The organism is Micromonospora sp. NPDC047548 (assembly GCF_040642975.1).
In the GTDB taxonomy this organism is placed as follows: domain Bacteria; phylum Actinomycetota; class Actinomycetes; order Mycobacteriales; family Micromonosporaceae; genus Micromonospora.
Genome location: NZ_JBEYTI010000018.1, coordinates 61,499 through 82,700, shown reverse-complemented (window position 1 = coordinate 82,700; position 21,202 = coordinate 61,499). Strand labels below are relative to the sequence as shown.

1 protein-coding gene is annotated in these 21,202 nt (G+C 67.0%); it reads right to left on the bottom strand.

Going from position 1 to position 21,202, the window contains the following annotated elements; all coding sequences use genetic code 11:
* Positions 1 to 528: 528 nt before the first annotated feature.
* Positions 529 to 21,201: a hypothetical protein gene (locus ABZ807_RS19575; RefSeq protein WP_357159576.1), complete on the bottom strand. Its 20,673-nt coding sequence runs from the start codon at positions 21,199 to 21,201 to the stop codon at positions 529 to 531.
* Position 21,202: the final 1 nt, after the last annotated feature.

Here is a 21,202-nt window from a genome sequence, read left to right as displayed (position 1 = left end):
GAGCAGCAGCATCGTGGTGAGCATGGCGAGCGTCGCCAGCGCACCCCACAGCAGCCAACCGGCCGACCGACCGACCGCCACCGGCGGTGGTGGCGACGCGGCGGCGGGTTCCCTGTCTCGGACACCGGCACCGGCCGCGTCGGGTGGCAGAAGCAACACCCAGCCTGGGCGCACCACCATGGGGTCGGTCAGCCTGCCGCCGTCGGCCTGGGTCCGCGTCTCGTTCAACGCCACGATTTCGCGGTACCGCCGGCCGTCGCCGAGGGTGTCCAGGGCGATCTGATACAGGCTGTCGGCGGGCCGCACCATATAGAACCTGCCGCCAGCGCCGTGCGGCGTCGGCGTCGGAGTCGGAGTCGGAGTCGGAGCGCCCCAGGCCGCGCCGACGGGCACCATGAATGCCACGGCGATCCCGACCAGGAGGGCAGCGATCGTGGCGGGGCACGATCGGCGCCGTGCATCGGTCATTGCCGTCTCCTTCAGCTGCGCCCTGTTCCACAAGACACAACGTCCAAGACGACGGGCGGTTCACCGATCGTTGTGGTCGGACGGCATGGGCAGCCGGTCGGGTAGCAACGCCCAGCACAGCCTGCCTTCGGGGTCCATCACCAGCTGCAATTGGCCGAGTAGCAGGGGATCGTCGGGGGCCGGGTTCAGCGCCATCGCGACCGGGGTGCTTCCGAGCGCGTTGATCAGGTACAGCCTGCCGTCCTCCGCCCGCTCGATCAGCAGGGTGTGGAATGGCGGGTTCGCACCGGATGCCGCGTGGCGCAGCTGAACCACGGTCACGGATCCGTTCGGCAGCGTGTGCAGAGCGGACACCTCAGCCGGGTGGAACCGGCCGCCGAGGCTCTCCTCGATCCACGCGGATGCCTCGTCGCTCCGCTCCGAACCCGGTCGCACTCCGCGTAGGGCGGCCAGCACCCGCGCGACACGGGTGGCTCCGACGATTTCCTCGTTCTGTTGGTCTTGGAGCCGCTGCTCGACGTCCTCGGGCGTCGGTTCGACAGCACGCAGGGCGTCGTCGAGAGCGGGGGACGCGGCGTATCGCACCATCCCGAAGGGCAACGTCCGGGGCTCGCCACGGGCGAACGCTGCGGCTTGGCCCGCGAACCGGTTGTCCGCCTCCAACTGCTCAGGGACGGGTGATTCCTCAGGCGGACGGCCCGGGAGGTCGGACACCTCGTCCACGGGCGCCCGATCCTGCTCTGGCAACGGGCCAGGAGGTTCTACCCCGCCAGCGGTCGCCGGTACGGGCTTCGGTTCCGCCACAACGAACGAGTTCGCCGCTATCGCCCTGACGTACGCCCGGAAATCCGGCACGGTCATGGCGGTCACGTCGCCGGTATTCGGGTCATAGACCTGGAACCGGTTGTCGGGTCCCACGACTGCCGCGAGCGTGTGGGACCGGTTGCCGAGCCAGATCCGGGTCCCCGGGGGCCATGTCTCGTTGGTGATCGCGGCGAGCAGCCTGACCGTTCCGAGGCTCTGCCCGGACAGCGTTTCCCTGGCCTGGTCGACCTGTGCGTCAAGTCCGCCCCGCTCAGCCCATACGAGGTGGCTGAGGACAGCCGCATCCCGGTCGGGTTCGCTCAGGTCGCCGAAGCGTAGTCCGCTGGGCGGAGCGCCGTTGACCAGCCAGTGCGTGGCCAGGTAGGCGCAGAACTGGCCGGCCGGGTACCACTCCGCCCCCGGGGTCGTGTTGCTGACCCGGAACCGGCCGTCGTGGTCGGAGTACAGGTTCGGATTGGGGCCCAGGCCGGTGTCGTAGCTGATCTCCCGGACGGTCCCCTCGTCCTCGGGCGGCACCGTTGACGTGGGGGGCTGCTGATTCGAGGGGTGTGAGGGGGTCGTGTTGGTTTCGGTCGATTCCGTGGGGGGTTCCTGCGTCACGGTTACCGGCTCTTGCGACGGTGGCAGCGGCGGCTCTTCGACAGCGGGCGGCGTCGCGGCCGATTCCGCGGCCGGTTTCAGGGTGGTCATTGGGATTGCTGTCGGGTCGTCGATCATGTCCGCGTCGTCCGGCGCGAGTTGCGGAGATGGAACGGTGGGCTGCGGGGTCTGTGGTGGTGTGGTGCTTGTCTCGGTGACCGGCTGCTGTTGGAGGGGCGCGTTCGGTGGAGGGGGCGGCGCTTGGTCTTCGGGCACGGTGAGGCTTCGAGAGCCGCCGGTGTCCGTTGTGTCGTCGGTGCCGAGTTGGGCTGGGCGCCCATCGGGGCCGAGTCGGGCTGTGCGCCCTTCGGGGTCGATCCGGTATCTGGTGGTCACGCCGTTGACGTCGGTGTGGTGGACGTCCACATACGTTTCGAGTTCGTGGGCGACCTGGCGGCCCACCGCTACCGGGCCCAGGCCGACCGGGGGAAGGGTCCGCCGCCCGAGGGAGTCGTTCCAGGAGTCTCCCCGCAGCGCGGTGATCTGGTTGGTGATCTGGGTCGTGAAATTCTTGGCGTCCGTCAACTGGGCCGCCGTGTCGGCGCTCGGCCGACCGTTGGCCAGCCTCCGCAGGCCAGCCACCCGGGCCAGTCTGTCCTGGACTTCGTCGAGCTGGCTGCGGGCGCTGTTACCGAGGCTGGCCAATTCCTCCTGCGCCCAGGTGAGGGTGGCTTCGTAGGTGTGGACGATCGCTTGCCCGTCTCGGCTGGTCAGTACCAGGCCGGAGTGTGTGCGGCCGGACGAGGGCCTGGGTCCGCCACCGATGTCGGCGCGGAGGCGCTGGGCCACCTCGCCCGCCGCCTGGAACTGGTTGTATCCGTCTCTCCCGACCTCGGCGAGCAGTTTGACCAGGTTGCGCCGCGGGGCGCCCTGGCCTGGTCGCGGCCAGGTGGTCGGGTCGGTGCCGGTTTGCTCCAGCGGAGGCAGGTGGTCCATGCGCTGCTGCACCTCGTGCAGTTCGCCGGCGGTCAGCAGCGCGTATACGTCTCCGCTGAACGGATCGCTCCACTTCCAGCCGCTCTTGGTGTCGGGAAGCACGATGTTGACGGTGTGGCGTTGGGCTACCAACCGGAACTTTCCACGCAGCCGCACCAGGTAGGTCGGGCCCTGCTGCTTGACATGCTGTTCGCGGCGGTAGTTCTCGGTGTGTGAGGTGCCCTGGTTGTGGGTGTGGTCGGCGCCGGTCCCCGCCGAGCCGCCCACCGTGTCGCCGTTCGCCGGGTCGCCGCTGCCGCCCGCCCCGATGGACCACCCGGCCCTCGGCGAGTCGGAGGAGTAGCTGAATGTCGTCCCGTCCTGGGTCTTGCGGTAGGCGCCCGGGCCGGTACCGCTGATCGGTGCGATGATCTCCGGGTTGTAGAGGTCGCCGACGAGCGACATGCGCACCCGGTCACTGCCGTGGCCAGGCAGGAAAATCTTGTCGCTGAGCAGGTACTCGTTTCCGCCGATCGCCTCGTGCAGGTGACCCTGCAGGTGCGTGCGGGACAGCTCGATCGGCAGCGAGAGGCTGGACAGGAATCCGGGATCGTTGGCCTTCTTCCCGGCCAGGTCGGCGAGGAGCTCGCGCGCCATGGCCGGCGCGTCGTCGACCAGCACCGCGGTCACGTACCCGTCGCCCGGCCAGGCCACCAGTGCGCGGTAGTCCGGCGGCTGCGGGCCCACCATCGGCTTGGCGTCACCGGTGCTCTTCGGGATCTTCAGCACCGTGGTGCCGGCGAAGTCCTCCACCACCGGCTGCGCATGGCCGGTCCAGTCCCGGTAGATGCCGGTGAAAAGGTTGTTCAGCGACCGCCCCGCCATGTCGACCCGGCGGACCTCGAGTTGCAGGTTGTGGCGGACGTCGGCGCGGTAGTGCCCGGTCCAGTCGTAGATGGTCTGTTCGGTGGTCTCTGTGTGGGCACGGGTCACATTCTTGTGGCTGCCCGCCCCCACCTTCAATCCGGGCGTGGTGGACAGGCTGCCCTTGGGGTCGCCCGGGTCTTGGTGACCGACCGGGCCTCCGCCGGTGAGTGAGCCACCCGCGGAGTAGGTGAAGTCCCTCGCCTCGGTCTTGGCCCGGATGTCGTATCCGTGTGTGTAGTTCTCCAGACCGGTCTCGGGTACGAGGTCGTTCACCTCCGGCATGCTGGTTATCTGGTACTTCATGTTGACCTCGACGACGTCGTGCAGTAACCCGCCGATCCGGTTGGTGAACACGAGCGTGAAGCCATCCTTGTGCAGCATGTCCTCGACGAGCGGCTGCTCCCGCTTGCCGGACAGCAACCCCTGCAGGCCGTCAACGCCGCCCTGAAGCCGGCCGATGATTCTGCCGTTGTCGGACAGCCACACCTCCGGCTGTTTGCCCAGCAGGCCCGGCGCGGCCCGCTCCACCATGTCACGCACCAGAGTGAACGGAGTCGGATTCTCCGGGATGCCCCGGGCCGGGTCAGCGTCGAAGTTCAGTTCATGGATACCGCTGTGTCCCAACGCCTTCGGACCGGTGCGGGTCAGGTAGGGCGGTATCCACCGGTCAGCGAACGGGTTGATGCCGTCGCCGAGCTGGCGTTCGGGAAAAGCGGTATTGAACCGCGTTGCGGCATCGCCGGTGATATACAACTCACCGTTGTTGTGCTTGGTCTGCACGATGCGAGCCCATTCGGCCAACGGCAACCGATCTGCCCCGTTCCACCCTCCGAGTTCAGGGCGGAAGGACAGGTCGCTCATCCGGCGAGCCAGGATGCCCGCGACGGTGTTACCGCTCAGTTGCAGCTCACCGTCGTACCAGCGCATCAGGGCGTCGTGAACCAGTTCATCAGGGACGGGTACCTTGTTCTTGGCGTACTCGGTCAGGGCGTCGTGCTCGGAAAGCAGATAAAGCATCTCCTTGTCGCCGAGCGTGTCCTGGTCCGGTGTACGGATCGACGACCAGGCCAGTTTGCCGTGCTTCTCGTGCACCGCGTCCACCTTGAAGTCCACCTTGGTGGCGAACGCGTAGACACGGTGGAAGTCGAGTTCCAGGAACTCTTTCGCACCGGTCCGGGCGGTCGACTCGGACGTGGCCCGCCCCCACGACAGGTTGCCGTTGGCCGACCCGGTCAGGTCGAGATTGCCGTGCTCGGGGAACGAACCGCCCGCGCTCACCGACAGCGGGGTGACACTCAACCCATGCGATTTGCTCTCCGTCTGCGTCGCCTGCGACAGCCACAGCTTGATCTTGCCGATCACGAACTTGTCGGCGGTGAAGCCAGCGAAGCGGCTGGGCTGCATATCGGCGCTCAGCGCCACCGACGCCGTGCCGTCACGCCAGAAACCGGAATCGAAGAAATGGCTGGTGTTGTACTCGTGATAGATGATCTCTTTGAGATGTGACCGGACGAGGACGTTGCCGCCGAACTTGCTCATCGCGTCATCGTTGATCTTTCCCGGTCCCGCCAGGTCCGGCAGGAGCGTGCGGATCGCTTCGGTCATGCCCGAGCTGTCCACGTAGAGAATGACCGCCTGGTCGATGACCTCTCTGGACGTCGGCTGGGAGAACGTCGACTGACCCGCCTTCGCCGGGTTGTTGAACGAAGGCAGGAGGTGGACGGTAGCCAACGCGTCCTTGACCGCAATGGGCCGGGGGACACCGAGTTTGCTGTCGCTGTACTCGATGGTGACCAGGTAGTCGCTGGGCAGCCGGAAGACATCCACGGCACCGGGATACTCCAACAACTCCGGACGGTTCACCATGAGAAACAAACCCTCGCTGGCGCTGACACCGCGGGAATACTCCGCGCCGGCGGTGTAGCCGCGGAACCATTTGTACTTCGGCTCGTCGCCGCCGTACCCGAGCGTGGCCCTGACACCGACGGCGGCTCTCTTCCCACCTCCGACACCAGGCGCAGCCGAGTCCATCCCCATCGCCAGGTTCACCGTGTGGTACTCGTCGCTGCGGCGCACGAAATACTGCGAATGCCGCTTGCCCTCGTGGTCCTCGTACCCCTCGAGATGCTGCTCGGCTTTGACCGTGACCCGGGCGTACGTCTTGAAGCCGCCCTTGTGACGCAGAGTCAGGGTGAAGGTCAGGCCGTCCTGGTGCATCGGGTCGTAGTGGGAATCGAAGCCGGCCTCCGAAACCATCTTGTCCAGCAGGTTCGCGTTGTCGATCCGACTGTCCCGCTTGCCCTCACTCGACGCGAACGGACGATTCCTGTCCGGCGGCAGGAACCCGCTACGCCGCAGCTCCCCCTCAAGCCCCTCCTTAATCTCATCGATCGCGGCCCGGTCCACCTTGGTCAGACCATGGCCCACACCCTTGCCTTCCAGCACGTGCAACGGCAGCGGCGCCGCCTTCGGGTCCTCCGGCTTCGGCCCCGTGTTCCGGATGGCTCCTGGCGCACTCGGGTCAGACGGATCGGTCAACGCCTCCTCCGCCACCGGGAAGCCGTGCTTGAAGGCGTCCGGTTCCGGGATGCGCAACAACCCGCTGCCGCTCACCTCCGGCACAGGCCTCGGATCGGCCTTCGCGTTCTTGGCGACACTGACCGTCGCATGGTGCGTCAGCTTCACCTGGTAGCCGCTGGTGTACCCGGTGTACCGACTGACCAGCACCCACAGGCCGGTCCGCCCGGAACCGAAGTTGGTCGAATTGGACCAACTCATCGACCCGTAGCCCGTGGCGGTCACCTTCATCAGATCCGTCGGCACCACGTCAGCGCCACCACTGACAGTGACCGCCGTCGACTGAGAGATCGACTGGCTACCGCTGACCCCCTCGATCGCGGTGCGCACCTCCTCAAGGTGAGCCTTGTTGGTCGTGTCGCCAACCTGCTCACCCGAATCGTCACGGGTCGTGCGGATAGTGATCTCCGCGAGTTCGTGTCCGCTCTCGGCAATGGTGAAGTGATAGCCCTCCCCCTGATTCACCGCCTTCTTCAGGTTCGTGTCAAGATTCGACAGCTTCTGCCACAACTGGGTGCGTTGCGAGCTGCCCATCGGCAGCGAGAGTCCGGCCTCCTTCAACTCCGCGACAATATTGTCGAACAACCTCGGCAGGTCCGTAATCCCCGAGGCATACAGAATGTCCGGCAGCAATCTCTGGTTGTCATCATGGTGGGCCAGTGTGTCGATGTGCTCCAGGTACCGATTCCAGTCGGCGTAGTACTGGCCCAGCTCGTCGAAGTACTCCCGCTGCCGGTCATCCCACGCCCGCAGATCAGCCGCGTACTGCCCGGTCGCCTCCGGCGTCTGCTGCGCAGGCAGCTGCGGCTTCGGATCCGTGGGCCTCTGCGGCAGGTCCGGCGTCTCGACCATGTAATACTCACCAAGCTTGACACGGTAGTCCCGCTGCTGATCGTTCCACACCCGCAAATCAGCCTCGTACTGCTGCACCGCCTCCAATGTCCGCTCCACAGGCGGCCGCGGCTTCGGGTCCGTGGGCCTCTCCGGCAACTCCGATCCCGACGGCTTCTGCAAGCTCACCGTCTGGGCCGGCGCATCCCGCAGATAGTGATCGTTCACCCACAACAACAACTTCTCTTCCAACGGCCCATCGACAGCATGGTAGGGCACATTCTCCCAACGAATGTCGACATCCGTACGCAACTGCACCCGCCAGTTCGGCACATACGCCAACAACGTCGAGACATCACGGGTGTCCTCCACCATGCCAGTCTCGGCATCCTCCGAGACAGTCAGAGACTTCGACACCTTGTTCATCGTGGCATTAAGCGCCACGCTGCCCTTGGCCACCTGCGCGGGGCCGGGTCCGACACCAATACCGACGCTGACCGACGCATTGACGTTGGTGACACCCATCGTGCCGGAGTGGGTGGTGTTGTGAGTACCGGTCAGGAACCGGCCATTGATCGTCTCATTGCTGTGGAAACCACCATCGGGCTTACCACCATCAGGCTGGCCGTCGCCATCTTCAGGGAAGGCACCACTCTGCTCCGAGGGGCGGTCGAAAGAGCCGGAGGGGTTGACCACCTTCCACGGATGCGTCGGGTCGATCGTGATCAGCGCCTCGGCCTTCCCCAGGTCGATCAGCGCCCCACCCACCAACTGCGGATAGTTGTCCAGCAACTCCTTCGACAGCGTACGCAGCCGCTCCCGCGGAATCGTGACACCCGCGGCCTCGCCCAGATCCCTGACCTTCGCAAGGACCTGCCCCATGTGCGGAAGGCCAGCCTTCGGCACGCCCACACCGCGCACCGCGGGATGCGGGTTGACCGGCTCGGACAAGGCCACCATGACCTGGTCGCCACCATGAACAAGAACCGACGCGAGACGTGCCGGGTCCGACACCGGCTCCGGCTGTGGTGCGGGCTGATGCTGCTGCGAGACCGGCTGCGTGGCCCCCGTGGGCAGCACCGGCTGCGGTGGCGGGGTCTGCGTCGGCGCGGTGGCATGTCGGGTCGCCTCGCTGGTGCCCATCCGCATCCGGACCGCTACCGGCGATGCCATCATGTACGTGCTGCGGCCGCTGGTTCCGAGGGGCTGGTGCTCCCCGTCGAGTCGCTGGATCTCCAGCCGTACCCGGGTGTCGTAGATGCCGTACCGGCCGGAGTCGTCGCGCATCAACGTCTCGCCGGACCGTGACAGGTTTTTGAGGACCGAGTTCGCGAGGTTGCCCGGGCCGTGGGGGGTCGTGCGGGCCTGCGGCCGTACCGGGGGCTGTTGGCTGGTGTGGGCGAGTCGGCCATCCTCCGGTATCGCACGGATCCGGACGCCGGGTGGGTTGGCTCCCGGCACGTCCGTCCAGCCCTGCAGCATCTCCGGCATGTGCTCGGTCAGCTTGTGCGCGAGGAAGTCGTGCAACTGCTGGTATGCCTCGCTCTTCGAGGTGAGGTCCGGGAAGACCGACCTGGCGAGTTCGGCCGCCCCGTGCAGCGGGGCGCTGACGCCCTCGACCTCCATGTCTCCGATCGGCTGTGTCCCGGTGAAGACGATGTCCTGCGGCAAGCCCTGCGGGTCCAGCGGAGTCGTGTAATCCCTGGACAGATGCCAGTTCAGTCCATTGTGCACGGTGAAACTGGCGCCATGGGTTGCCGCGGCCGGATTGTGGACATCGGTGACGTCGGTGACCAAGAAATGGACGTTGTCGATGTGCCGTACCTTCTCGTCCGTCTGCCGATTGAAGGTCAGCGCCCGCTTGGCGACGGTGCTGGCGACCGTCTTGAGCTCCGGCTTGAAGGTCGGTTCGCCCGAGTAGCGGCTCCAGTCGCCGTGGTTGGTGGCACGCACGATGATCTCGCGCTCCTTGCCATCCCGGGTGAACTGCAGCCGGTACCCTTCGCCGAAGAACTGCTCCGGATACTCCCGCAACTCCGTGGCGATCGTGTCCGTGACCGGCCGGGGAAGGTTGTCTTGCTCGCCGATGTGCTGGGCGATCTCATCCGACAGCTTGAACGAGGGCCGGTCGCGCCCCGGCGCGGACGGCATCGCAGCGGGAAGAACGTGGTTGTCACCGAACTGAATCACACCGGTTGGCGTGCTCGGTGGCGGTGTGCCGTCCTCCAGCCACGGGCGGCGGTCCCGGGTGGCAAGCACCGACTGGCGCACGGGCGTAGGCATGCCTGCCTGCTGCTCCGCGGGCGTCGGGATCGCCCGGTTGAGCTGCTCCAGTTGGCGCAGATACTCCCACTTCTGCGCCACGGTCGGGTGAGGATTGCCCGGCAGCGTGGTGGTGCTGTCGACCCACAGCAGCGCCTCCGCCGGTGACAGCGGACCGGACTGCTCCCGGACAAGGTCGCGCAACGGCCCGATGAACTGTTGCTCTTCCATGCGGGCGACCCGCTCGTTGACCTTATTCAGGCTCGGCATGAGAGGTTCGGGGAGGTCGTCGACGGTGTGCGGGGACGGCTGGGGCGCCCGGCCGCCGTCACGACGCGCGTCGATCAGACGCTCCACCAGATCCAGATACCGCTGGCGCACCCCTCCCTGCGACACTCCTTCCGGCCCAGCCTCGTCCAACACCTCCCGCGGTACCGCTTCGTCGAACTGTCCCATCAACGAACCCGGAACGTGCAACAACCCCTCGGGATCGTCGGGATGACGGTTCTCCTCCCGCAAACCCAACTGATGCCCAAACTCGTGCGCAGACTCCTGACCGCTCATGCCAGGACGCCACTTGCTCTGCGTAATCTCCGAATGCAGATGCGACAACTCAACCCGCAGATGCGCCGGCCCATCGGTCACCGGCTCCACCATGACCTTCAACGTGCCGTACTTACGGAACTGGTACCCCGGCTGGTTGAAGTACTCCTCCACCCCACCACGCAACGCATCCCAGGCCTCGGCGACCTCCGCCTCCGTGACAGTCTCATCCGGCACAATCCGCACCCGCACCGCCAACTCGGTGACCGGCCTGCCATCCTCCGCGCCGAACCGGACATCGAACGCCGCCCGGGTACGCACACCCGTGAACGGATGCACCCACACCGCATCCACGTCATAAACCGCAGACTCCTCCTGCTGCACGACGCGTGCGCCGGATTGGTCCCGCTCTGCAGCCAGCGGATCAAGGTGGTAGAGCCGGGTCATCGGGATCGCTGCCGGGTCGTCGGTCATGTCCTCGACGTCCGGCATGGGTTGCGGAGACGGAGCGGTGGGCGGGAGCTGTGGTGGCGTGGTGCCCTCGGTGACCGGCTGCTGCTGGAGAGGCTCGTTCGGCGGAGGGGGAGGTCCCTGGTCTTCGGGGACGGTGACGTTTCGTGAGCCGCTGGGTTCCGCTGTTTCTTCGTCGCTGAGGTCGGCTACGCGCCCGTCGGGGTCGATCCGGTACTTGGCGGTCACGCCGTTGATGTCGGTGTGGTGGACGTCGACATATGTTTCGAGTTCGTGGGCGACCTGGCGGCCCACGTCTACCGGGTGCAGGTCGACCGGGGGAAGGTTCCTGCGCCTGAGGGATTCCGCCCAGGAGTCCCCCTGCAGCGCGATGATCTGGTTGGTGATCTGGTCCGTGTACTCCTCAGCGTCCGTCAACTGGGCCGCCGCGTCGGCGCTCGCCCGACCCTTGGCCAGCCTCCGCAGGCCGGCCACCTGGGCCAGTCTGCCCCGGACTTCGTCGAGCTGACTGCGGGCGCTGTTACCGAGGCCGGCCAGTTCTTGTTGCGCCCAGGTGAGGGTGGCTTCGTAGGTGTGAACGATCGCTTGCCCGTCCCGGCTGGTCAGTACCAGGCCGGAGTGTGGGCGGCCGGACGAGCGCCTGGGTCCGCCACCGACATCGGCGCGGAGTGACTGGGCCACCTCGCCCGCCGCCTGGAACTGGTCGTACCCATCCCTTCCGACGTCGGCGAGCAGGTCGACCAGGTTGCGCCGCCGGGGGTGCTGGCCTGGTCGCGGCCAGGTGGTCGGGTCGGTGCCGGTCTGCTCCAACGACGGCAGGTTGTCCATGCGCTGCTGCAACTCGTGCAGTTCACCGGCGGTCAGCAACGCGTACACGTCCCCGCTGAACGGGTCGCTCCACTTCCAGCCGCTCTTGGTGTCGGGAAGCACGAGGTTGACCGTGTGGCGTTGGGCCACGAACCGGAACTTTCCACGCAGCCGCACCAGGTAGGTCGGGCCCTGCTGCTTGACGTGCTGTTCGCGGCGGTAGTTCTCGGTATGCGAGGTGCCCTGGTTGTGGGTATGGTCGGCGCCGGTCCCCGCCGAGCCGCCCACCGAGTCGCTTGCCCAAGGCTTGGTCTGGTTGTCGAAGTCCTTGATGTGGGCGGCGCCGCCGCCCTCCGTCCCGAGGGACCACCCGGCCCTCGGCGAGTCGGAGGAGTAGCTGAATGTCGTCCCGTCCTGGGTCTTGCGGTAGGCACCCGGACCGGTACCGCTGATCGGTGCGATGATCTCCGGGTTGTAGAGGTCACCGACGAGCGACATGCGCACCCGGTCACTGCTGTGGCCAGGCAGGAAGATCTTGTCGCTGAGCAGGTACTCGTTTCCGCCGATCGCCTCGTGCAGGTGACCCTGCAGGTGCGTACGGGACAGCTCGATCGGCAGCGAGAGGCTGGACAGGAAATCGGGATCGTTGGCCTTCTTCCCGGCCAGGTCGGCGAGGAGCTCACGCGCCATGGCCGGCGCGTCGTCGACCAGCACCGCGGTCACATACCCGTCGCCCGGCCACGCCACCAGTGCCCGGTAGTCCGGCAGGTGGGGACCGCTCATCGGCTTGGCGTCACCGGTGCTCTTCGGGATCTTCAGCACCGTGGTGCCGGCGAAGTCCTCCACCACCGGCTCCGCATGGCCGGCCAACTTCCGGTAGACGCCGGTGAGCAGGTTGTTCAGCGGCCGCCCCGCCATGTCGACCCGGCGGACCTCGACATGCAGGTTGTGGCGGACGTCGGCGCGGTAGTGCCCGGTCCAGTCGTAGATGGTCTGTTCGGTGGTCTCCGTCTGCGCGCGGGTCACACTCTTGTGGCTGCCCGCCCCCACCTTCAACCCTGGCGTGGCGGACAGGCTGCCCTTGGGGAGGTCGTTCTTGGGGTCGTTCGGGTTGTGGTGACCGATCGGGCCCTTGCCGCTGAGCGAGGCACCCGCGGAGTAGGTGAAGTCCTTCGCCTTGGTCTTGCTGCGGATGTCGTATCCGTGTGTGTAGTTCTCCAGACCGGTCTCGGGTACGAGGTCGGTCACCTCCGGCTTGCCGGTCAGCGCGTACTTCAGGTTGACCTCGACGACGTCGTGCAGGACCGGGCCGACCTGGTTGGTGAACACGAGCGTGAAGCCATCCTTGTGCAGCATGTCCTCGACGAGCGGCTGCTCCCGCTTGCCGGACAGCAGCCCCTGCAGGCCGTCAACGCCGCCCTGGAGCCGGCCGATGATTCTGCCGTTGTCGGACAGCCACACCTCCGGCTGTTTGCCCAGCAGGCCGGGCGCGGCCCGCTCCACCATGTCGCGCACGAGAGTGAACGGGGTCGGATTCTCCGGGATGCCCCGGGCCGGGTCAGCGTCGAAGTTCAGTTCATGGATACCGCTGTGTCCCAACGCCTTCGGACCGGTGCGGGTCAGGTAGGGCGGTATCCACCGGTCGGCGAACGGGTTGCTGCCGTTGTCGATGGCGAACCGCGGGAATGCCTGGTTGAAGCGTTCTGCGGTGGCACCGGTGACGTACAGCTCACCGTTGTTGTGCTTCTCTCGCACGATGCGAGCCCATTCGGCCAACGGCAACCGGTCTGCCCCGCTCCATCCTCCGAGCTCAGGGCGCAAGGCCAGGTCGCTGGCCCGGCGAGCCAGGATGCCTGCGACGGTGTTGCCGCTGAGTTGCAGTTCACCGTCGTGCCAGCGGATCAGGGCGTCGTGGACCAGTTCGTCGGGGACGGGTACCTTGTTCTTGGCGTACTCGGTCAGGGCGTCGTGCTCGGAGAGCAGATAGAGCATCTCCTTGTCGGCTAGCGTGTCCTGGTCCGGTGTACGGATCGACGCCCATGCCAGTTTGCCGTGCTTCTCGTGCACCGCGTCCAGCTTGAAGTCCACCTTGGTGGCGAACGCGTAGACACGGTGGAAGTCGAGTTCCAGGAACTCCTTCGCTCCGGTCCGGGCGGTCGACTCGGACGTGGCCCAGCCCCACGACAGGTTGCTGTTGGCCGACCCCGTCAGGTCGAGGTTGCCCTGTCCGGGGAACGAACCGCCCGCGCTCACCGACAGCGGGGTGACACTCACCCCATGCGACTTGCTCTCCGTCTGCGTCGCCTGCGAAAGCCACAGCTTGATCCTGCCGATCACGAACTTGTCGGCGGTGAAACCGGCGAAACGGCTGGGCTGCATGTCAGCGCTCAACGCCACCGACGCCGTGCCGTCGCGCCAGAAACCGGGATCGAAAAAATGGCTGGTGTTGTACTCGTGATAGATGATCTCTTTGAGGTGTGACCGGACGAGGACATTGCCGCCGAACTTGCTCATCGCGTCATCGTTGATCTTTCCCGGCCCCGCCAGGTCCGGCAGGAGTTCGCGGATTGCCTCGGTCATGCCCGAGCTGTCCACATAGAGGATGACCGCCTGGTCGATCACCTCCTTGGGCGTCGGCTGGGAGAACGTCGACTGGCCCGCCTTCGCCGGGTTGTTGAACGAGGGCAGGAGGTGGACGGTGGCCAACGCGTCCTTGACCTCGATGGGCCGGGGGACACCGAGTTCAGTGTCGCTGTACTCGATCGTGACCGTGTAATCACTCGGCAGCCGGAACATGTCCACGGCACCGGGGTATTCCAACAACTCGGGCCGGTTCACCATGAGGAACAGACCCTCGCTGGCGCCGACGCCGCGGGAGTACTCCGCGCCGGCGGTGTAGCCACGGAACCATTTGTACTTCGGATCGTCGCCGTTGTACCCCAGCGTGGCCTTAAAGCCGATGGCGGCTCTCTTCCCGCCTCCGACACCAGGCGCGGCCGAGTCCATCCCCATCGCCAGGTTCACCGTGTGGTACTCGTCACTGCGGCGCACGTGATACTGCGAATGCCGGTTGCCCTCGTGGTCCTCGTACCCCTCGAGACGCTGCTCGGCTTTGACCGTGACCCGGGCGTACGTCTTGAAGCCGCCCTTGTGACGCAGAGTCAGGGTGAAAGTCAGGCCATCCTGGTGCATCGGGTCGTAATGCGAATCGAAGCCGGCCTCCGAGACCATCTTGTCCAGCAGGTTCGCGTTATCGATCCGACTGTCCCGCTTCCCCTTCCCCGACGCGAACGGACGATCCCTGTCCGCCGGCAGGAACCCGGCACGCCGCAGCTCCCCCTCAAGCCCCTCCTTGATCTGCCTGATCACGGCCCTGTCCACCTTGGTCAGGCCATGGCCCACACCCTTACCGTTCAACACGTGCAGCGGCAGCGGTGCCGCCTTCGGGTCCTCCGGCTGCGGCGCGGTGTTGCGGACGGCTCCCGGCGCCGGCCTCGGGTTGGACGGATCGGTCAGCGCATCTTTGGCCACCGGGAAGCCGTGCTTGAAGGCGTCCGGTTCAGGGATGCGCAACAGCCCGCTGCCGCTCACCTCCGGTACGGGCCTCGGGTCGGCCTGCGCGTTCTTGGCGACACTGACCGTCGCGTTGTGCGTCAGTTTCACCTGATACCCACTGGTGTACCCGGTATACCGGCTGACGAGCACCCACAAGCCGGTCCGCCCGGAACCAAAGCTGGTCGAATTGGACCAACTCATCGACCCGTAGCCCATGGCGGTCACCTTCATCAGATCCGTCGGCACCACATCAGCGCCACCACTGACAGTGACCGCCGTCGACTGAGAAATCGACTGGTTACCGCTGACCCCCTCGATCGCGGTACGCACCTCCTCAAGGTGGGCCTTGTCCGTCGTATCGCCGACCTGCTCACCCGAATCGTCACGGGTCGTGCGGACGGTGATCTCCGCGAGCTCCTGCCCACTCTCGGCAATGGTGAAGTGGTAGCCCTCCTCCTGGTTCACCGCCTTCTTCAAGTTCGTGTCGAGGTTCGACAGCTTCTGCCACAACTGGGTACGTTGCGGACTGCCCATCGGCAGCGCGAGCCCGGCTACCTTCAACTCCGCGACGATGTTGTCAAACAACCTCGGCAGATCCGTGAGCCCGGAGGCATACAAGATGTCCGGCAGCGACCTCTGATAATCGTCATGGTGGGCCAGCGTGTCGATGTGCTCCAAGTACCGGTTCCAGTCCGAGTAGTACTGGCCGAGATCGTCGAAGTACTCCCGCTGCCCGTCCTCCCACGCCCGCAAATCATCCTCATACTGCCGGGTCGCCTCCGGCGTCGGCGCCGCGGGCGGTTGCGGCTGGGACCCAGCCGGCTTCTGCGGCGGAGTCGGTGCAGGGATAGGACCGTCCGCGGGATTCTGCACGGTCACTGTCTGGGCCGGCGCATCCCGCAGGTAGTGATCGTTCACCCACAGCAGCAGCTTCTCGTCCAGCGGCCCGTCCACGGCATGGTAGGGCACGTTCTCCCAGCGAATGTCAGCGTCGGTGCGCAACTGCACCCGCCAGTTCGGCACGTACGCCAGCAGCGTCGAGGTGTCGCGGGTGTCCTCCACCATGCCGGTCTCGGCATCCTCCGAGACGGTGAGGGACTTCGACACCTTGTTCATCGTGGCGTTGAGGGCCACGCTACCCTTGGCCACCTGCGCGGGGCCCGGTCCAACGCCGAAACCGAAGCTGACCGCCGCGTTGGCGTTGGTGACACCCATCGTGCCGGAATGCGTGGTGTTGTGGGTACCGGTCAGGAACCGACCGTTGATCGTCTCATTGCTGTGGAAGCCACCGTCAGGCTTGCCACCGTCAGACTGGCCACCCTCCTCGGCCACCTCACGGGCCTTACCCTTGTTCCCGCCGCTCCCGGTCGGGGAGTCCACCTCGCCGTCGCCACTTCCCGGGAAGGCACCACTCTGCTCCGACGGACGGTCAAAAGAGCCGGACGGATTGGCCACCTTCCACGGATGCGTCGGGTCGATAGTGATCAGCGCCTCGGCCTTCCCCAGGTCGACCAGCGCCCCACCCACCAACTGCGGATAGTTGTCCAGCAACTCCTTCGACAGAGTACGCAGCCGCTCCCGCGGAATCGGGACGCCTGCGGCCTCGCCCAGGCTCTTGACCTTCGCGAGGACCTGCTCCATGTGCGGAAGGGCGGCCTTCGGCACGCCTACACCGCGGACCGCGGGATGCGGGTCGACCGGCTCGGACAAGCCCACCATGACCCGGTCGCCGCCGTGCACAAGAACCGAGGCGAGACGCGCTGGGTCCGGCACCGGCTGCGGCTCCGGCTGCGGCGGCGGTGCCGGAATCTGCGTCGGCGCGGTGGCATGCCGGGTCGCCTCGCCGGTGCCCATCCGCATCCGGACCGCTACCGGCGATGCCATCATGTACGTGCTGCGGCCGCTGGTTCCGAGGGGCTGGTGCTCCCCGTCGAGTCGCTGGATCTCCAGCCGTACCCGGGTGTCGTAGACGCCGTACCAGCCGGACTCGTCGCGCATCAACCTCTCGCCGGACTCCGACAGGTTGTCGAAGACCGACTTCGCGAGGTTGCCCAGACCGTCAGAGGTCGTACGAGCCCGCGGCCGTACCGGGGGCTGTTGGCTGCTGTGGGCGAGCCGGCCGTCCTCCGGTATCGCACGGATCCGGACGCCGGGCGGGTTAGCTCCCGGTACCTCCGTCCAACCCCTCAGCATCTCCGGCATGGCGTCGCCCAGCCCGTGCGCGAAGAAGTTGTGCAGCTGCCGGTACACGTCGTTCTTCGAGGTGAGATCCGGGAAGAGCGACCTGGCAAGCTCAGCCGCCCCACGCAGCGGGGCACCGACACCCTCGACCTCGAACTCCCCGACCGGCTGTTCCTCGGTGAACACGATGTCCTGTGGCAGGCCCTGTGGGTCTAGCGGAGCCGTGTAATCCCTGGACAGATGCCAGTTCAGTCCGTTGTGCATGGTGAAACTGGCGCCATGGGTTCCCGCGGCCGGATTGTGGACATCGGTGACGTCGGTGACCAAGAAGTGGACGTTGTCGATGTGCCGTACCTTCTCGTCCGTCTGCCGATTCAAGGTCAACGCCCGCTTGGCGACGGCGCTGGCGACGGTCTTGGGCTCTGGTTTCAGGGTCGGTTCGGCCGAGTAGCGGCTCCAGTCGCCGTAGTTGGTGGCACGCACGATGATCTCGCGCTCCTTGCCGTCCCGGGTGACCTGGAGTCGGTACCCTTCGCCGAAGAACTGCTCCGGATGCTCCCGCAGTTCCTTGGCGATCGTGTCCGTGGCCGGCCGGGGAAGGTTCTCGTGCTGGCTGATGTGCTGGGCGATCTCGTCGACCAGCTTGAACGAGGGCCGGTCGCGCCCCGGCGTGGACGGCATCGCCTTCGGCAGGACGTGGGAGTCCGCGAACGTGATGGTGCCGGTCGGGATGGGTGGTTGCGGTGTGCCGTCCTCCAGCCACGGGCGGCGGTCCCGGGTAGCCAGCACCGACTGACGCACCGGCGTCTCCATGCCTGCCTGCTGTTCGGCAGGTGTCGGGATCGCCCGGTTGAGCTGCTCCAGCTGACGCAGATACTCCCACTTCTGCGCCGTGCTCGGGTTCGGATTGCCCGGCAGCATGGTGGTGCTGTCGACCCACAAACGCGCCTCCGCCGGTGTCAGCGGACCGGGCTGGTCCCGGACAAGGTCGCGCAGCGGCCCGATCAACCGCTGGTCTTCCATGCGGGCGACCCGCCGGTTGACCGCATCCAGGCTCGGCATGCGAGGCTCGGGGAGGTCGTCGCCGGTGTGCGGAGACGGCTGGGGTGCCCGGCCGCCGTCACGACGCGCGTCGATCAGGCGCTCCACCAGATCCAGGTATCGCTGGCGTACCCCGCCCTGCGGCGGTCCTTCCAGCCCGGCCTCGTCCAACACCTCCCGCGGTACCGGATCGTCGAACTGTCCCATCAACGAACCCGGAACGTGCAACAACTCCTCGGGATCGTCGGGATGACGGTTCTCCTCCCGCAAACCCAACTGATGCCCGAGCTCGTGCGCAGCCTCCTGACCGTCCATGCCAGGGCGCCACTTGCGCTGCGAAATCTGCGGATGCAGGTGCGACAGCTCAACCTGCAGGTGCGCCGGCCCATCGGTCACTGGCTCCACCGTGACCTTCAACGTGCCGTACTTACGGAACTGATGCCCCGGCTGGTTGAAGTACTCCTCCACCCCACTGTGCAGCGAGTCCCAAGTCTCGGCGACCTCCGTCTCCGTGACGGTCTCATCCGGCACAATCCGGACCTTCACCGTCAACTCGGTGACCGGCCTGCCATCCTCCGTGCGGAACCGGGCATCGAACGCCGCCCGGGTACGCACACCCGTGAACGGATGCACCCACACCGCATCCACGTCATAAACCGCAGACTCCTCCTGCGGGCGAACCTCCTGCGGCACGGCGTGTGCGTCGAACGCGGCGGTTTGCAGGTCGTGTCCGCCGGTCACGGTGGGTGGGGGTGTCAGTGAGGCCATGCGCACCAGCGGGTTGGCCGGTTCGAACTGGGCGACCAGCCGGGGGTCGAACACGTGCCCGGCCGGGCCGGCGTAGTCGTGCAGCACCCGATCGACCGCGGTGTCCAGGCCTTGCGGACCGGTCGGCATCACCAGCCCAGGTTCGGCCGCGGCTTGGGGTATGGGTTGGGGTTGGCCGGGAGTGGTGTCGGCGCGGCGCGAGGTGGATGCCAGCGGTATGGGATCGAGGGCTGTGGGTGTGGGCAACTGGCCGACCGGCTGGGGCTGGCTGGACAGGACCCGTTCGAGGACATCGCGGACGAAACCGTGCTGTGGTGGGGCCGCGAGCACGGTGGCGGTGGCCGGTCCGGTCAGCGCCTCCCGCAGCACCGGTCGCAAACCAACTGGGTCATGCCGCACCGCGTCCCACCCGGCCGAGGACTGTGTCGGGGCGGGACTGACATACGCGACGCTGCCCGGTTGATCACCCAGCCGCACCGGGGTGACCGGCAGGGACACCGACCCCGGCGGGGTGTGCACGTCCACCGACGCCCCGCCGTCGTGGTGCAGCACCGCCAACCGCGCCGCGTCCACCCACCCCGGCCCCTCCCACCGCGCCGGCGTCGGGCCCGTCGTGCCCCCCGTCCACTGCGCGGTCACCGGATCAAGCCGGGAAACCTCCACCCCGGTGCCCGTCCACCAGCCCTGAACAGCCGGATCCCCACCGACCCACAACCGCACCGTCCACCCCTGCCGGCCCGCGTACTCCACCCAGTCACGCACATTGGCCTGCACCTGCGGACCGGCGACACCAGCATCGGTCCACACCAGATGTACCACTCGCGGCACCGGCGCCCCGACACCCTCTCCGAGGCCACCGACCACCACCGGCGGCGCACCCACCGGGTCCGGAAACACGAACCGTGCCACCTGCTCCAACGACGGGGCGACCACCCGATCGGGCGGCACCGGCCCCGACGCCTGCCAACCATCGTTCGACCCAGGATCGGACACCAGCACCGGACCGGGATCGGCGGGCCACGACCCCACCGTCGTCGGCACCCCACCGTCGAGCGCCCAGTCACCGAGCCCCGGCACCACCGGACCAGGACCGTCGCCAGGCGGCACCAGGACCGGCCACGAATCGTCGCCCAAGGCATCGACACGCACCGGCCAGACACCGTCGTCCCACGACGGCACCAGCACCGGAGGCGGGTCCCCACCCCCGGGACCGTCACGGACCGGACCGGCACCGTTATTCCGTGACGGCACCACCACCGGAGGCGAATCTCCACCCCCGGTGTCATCACCGTCGTCCCGCGATGGCACCACCGCCGGCCGCGGGTCGCGGTCCCCCGCGTCGTCACGTGTCGGGCCGGTCGTGCCCTCCCTCGGCAACGGTCGGTCGGCCGAGCCGTCACTCCCGAGCGGGGGCGTGCCGTTGTTCCCCGGCGACCCCTGCGACCTCGGGTTGTCGTCGCGGGTGTCGTCGCGGTCGTCGTCGTCCGAGGAGCCACCGAGCCGCTCGCGCACTTCCTCGGCCAGCTTCTCCACCGCGAACGGCGCCACCGAGTCCGCCAGACCCGAGGTCACCGAGAACGGGGTCACCACGAACCCCTGGCCGTAGGCGGCGCTCGTCGCCCCTTCCGCGAGGACCTCCACCCCCACTCCTTCGAGCGACTCCCGCGACAGCTGACCACGCCATGCGGTCGGGTCCCGCATCATCTTGCCGAGCAGGCCCTGCACCGCCGGCGCGAGCGCCAGCGCGGCCACACCGCCGAACACACCCCCCACCGCCGACTGGCCGAGGTCCTGGACGCTGAGATTCCGCCGCCACCCCGAGTTCTTCTGGATCACCTGGAGCAGCAGGTCCTGGCCGAACTCCTGAGCGGTGCTGATCAGCAACGCCGTCAACCCCTGGCCGACCCGCGTCTGCAACGCGTAGTAGAAGATCCGCGCCGCCAGGAGCCGCTGGAGCAACATGGCCTGCGCCCACCCCGGGAAGAAGTTCGACAGGTAGATCAGCAGCGCGATCTGAAACAGCATCTCGGCCAGCATCTGCGCCGTCGACATCTTCATGTACTGCACCTGCCCGGCGGCGGTGCGCAAACGCTCTCCCATGCCGCCGAAAAACAGCGACACATTGTCCAACGTGCCGCCCTCGGCGAGCAGCTTCCGCATCCGGTCCGTGAAAGCCTGCTCGACGTCGCCTTTCATCCCGCGCCGGATCCGGTCGACCCCGCCCGCCAGCAGACGCGACAGCTCACGCATGTCATCGGCGGTCGACTGCAACACGTCGCCGGAGGCCCGCAGCCGGCCTTCCATCGCCCCCGGCTGATCCTCACCGGTGATGATCTGCAGCAACCATCGTGCCTGTCGGGAATATTCGATCGAATTGTACTCGTACGGCACG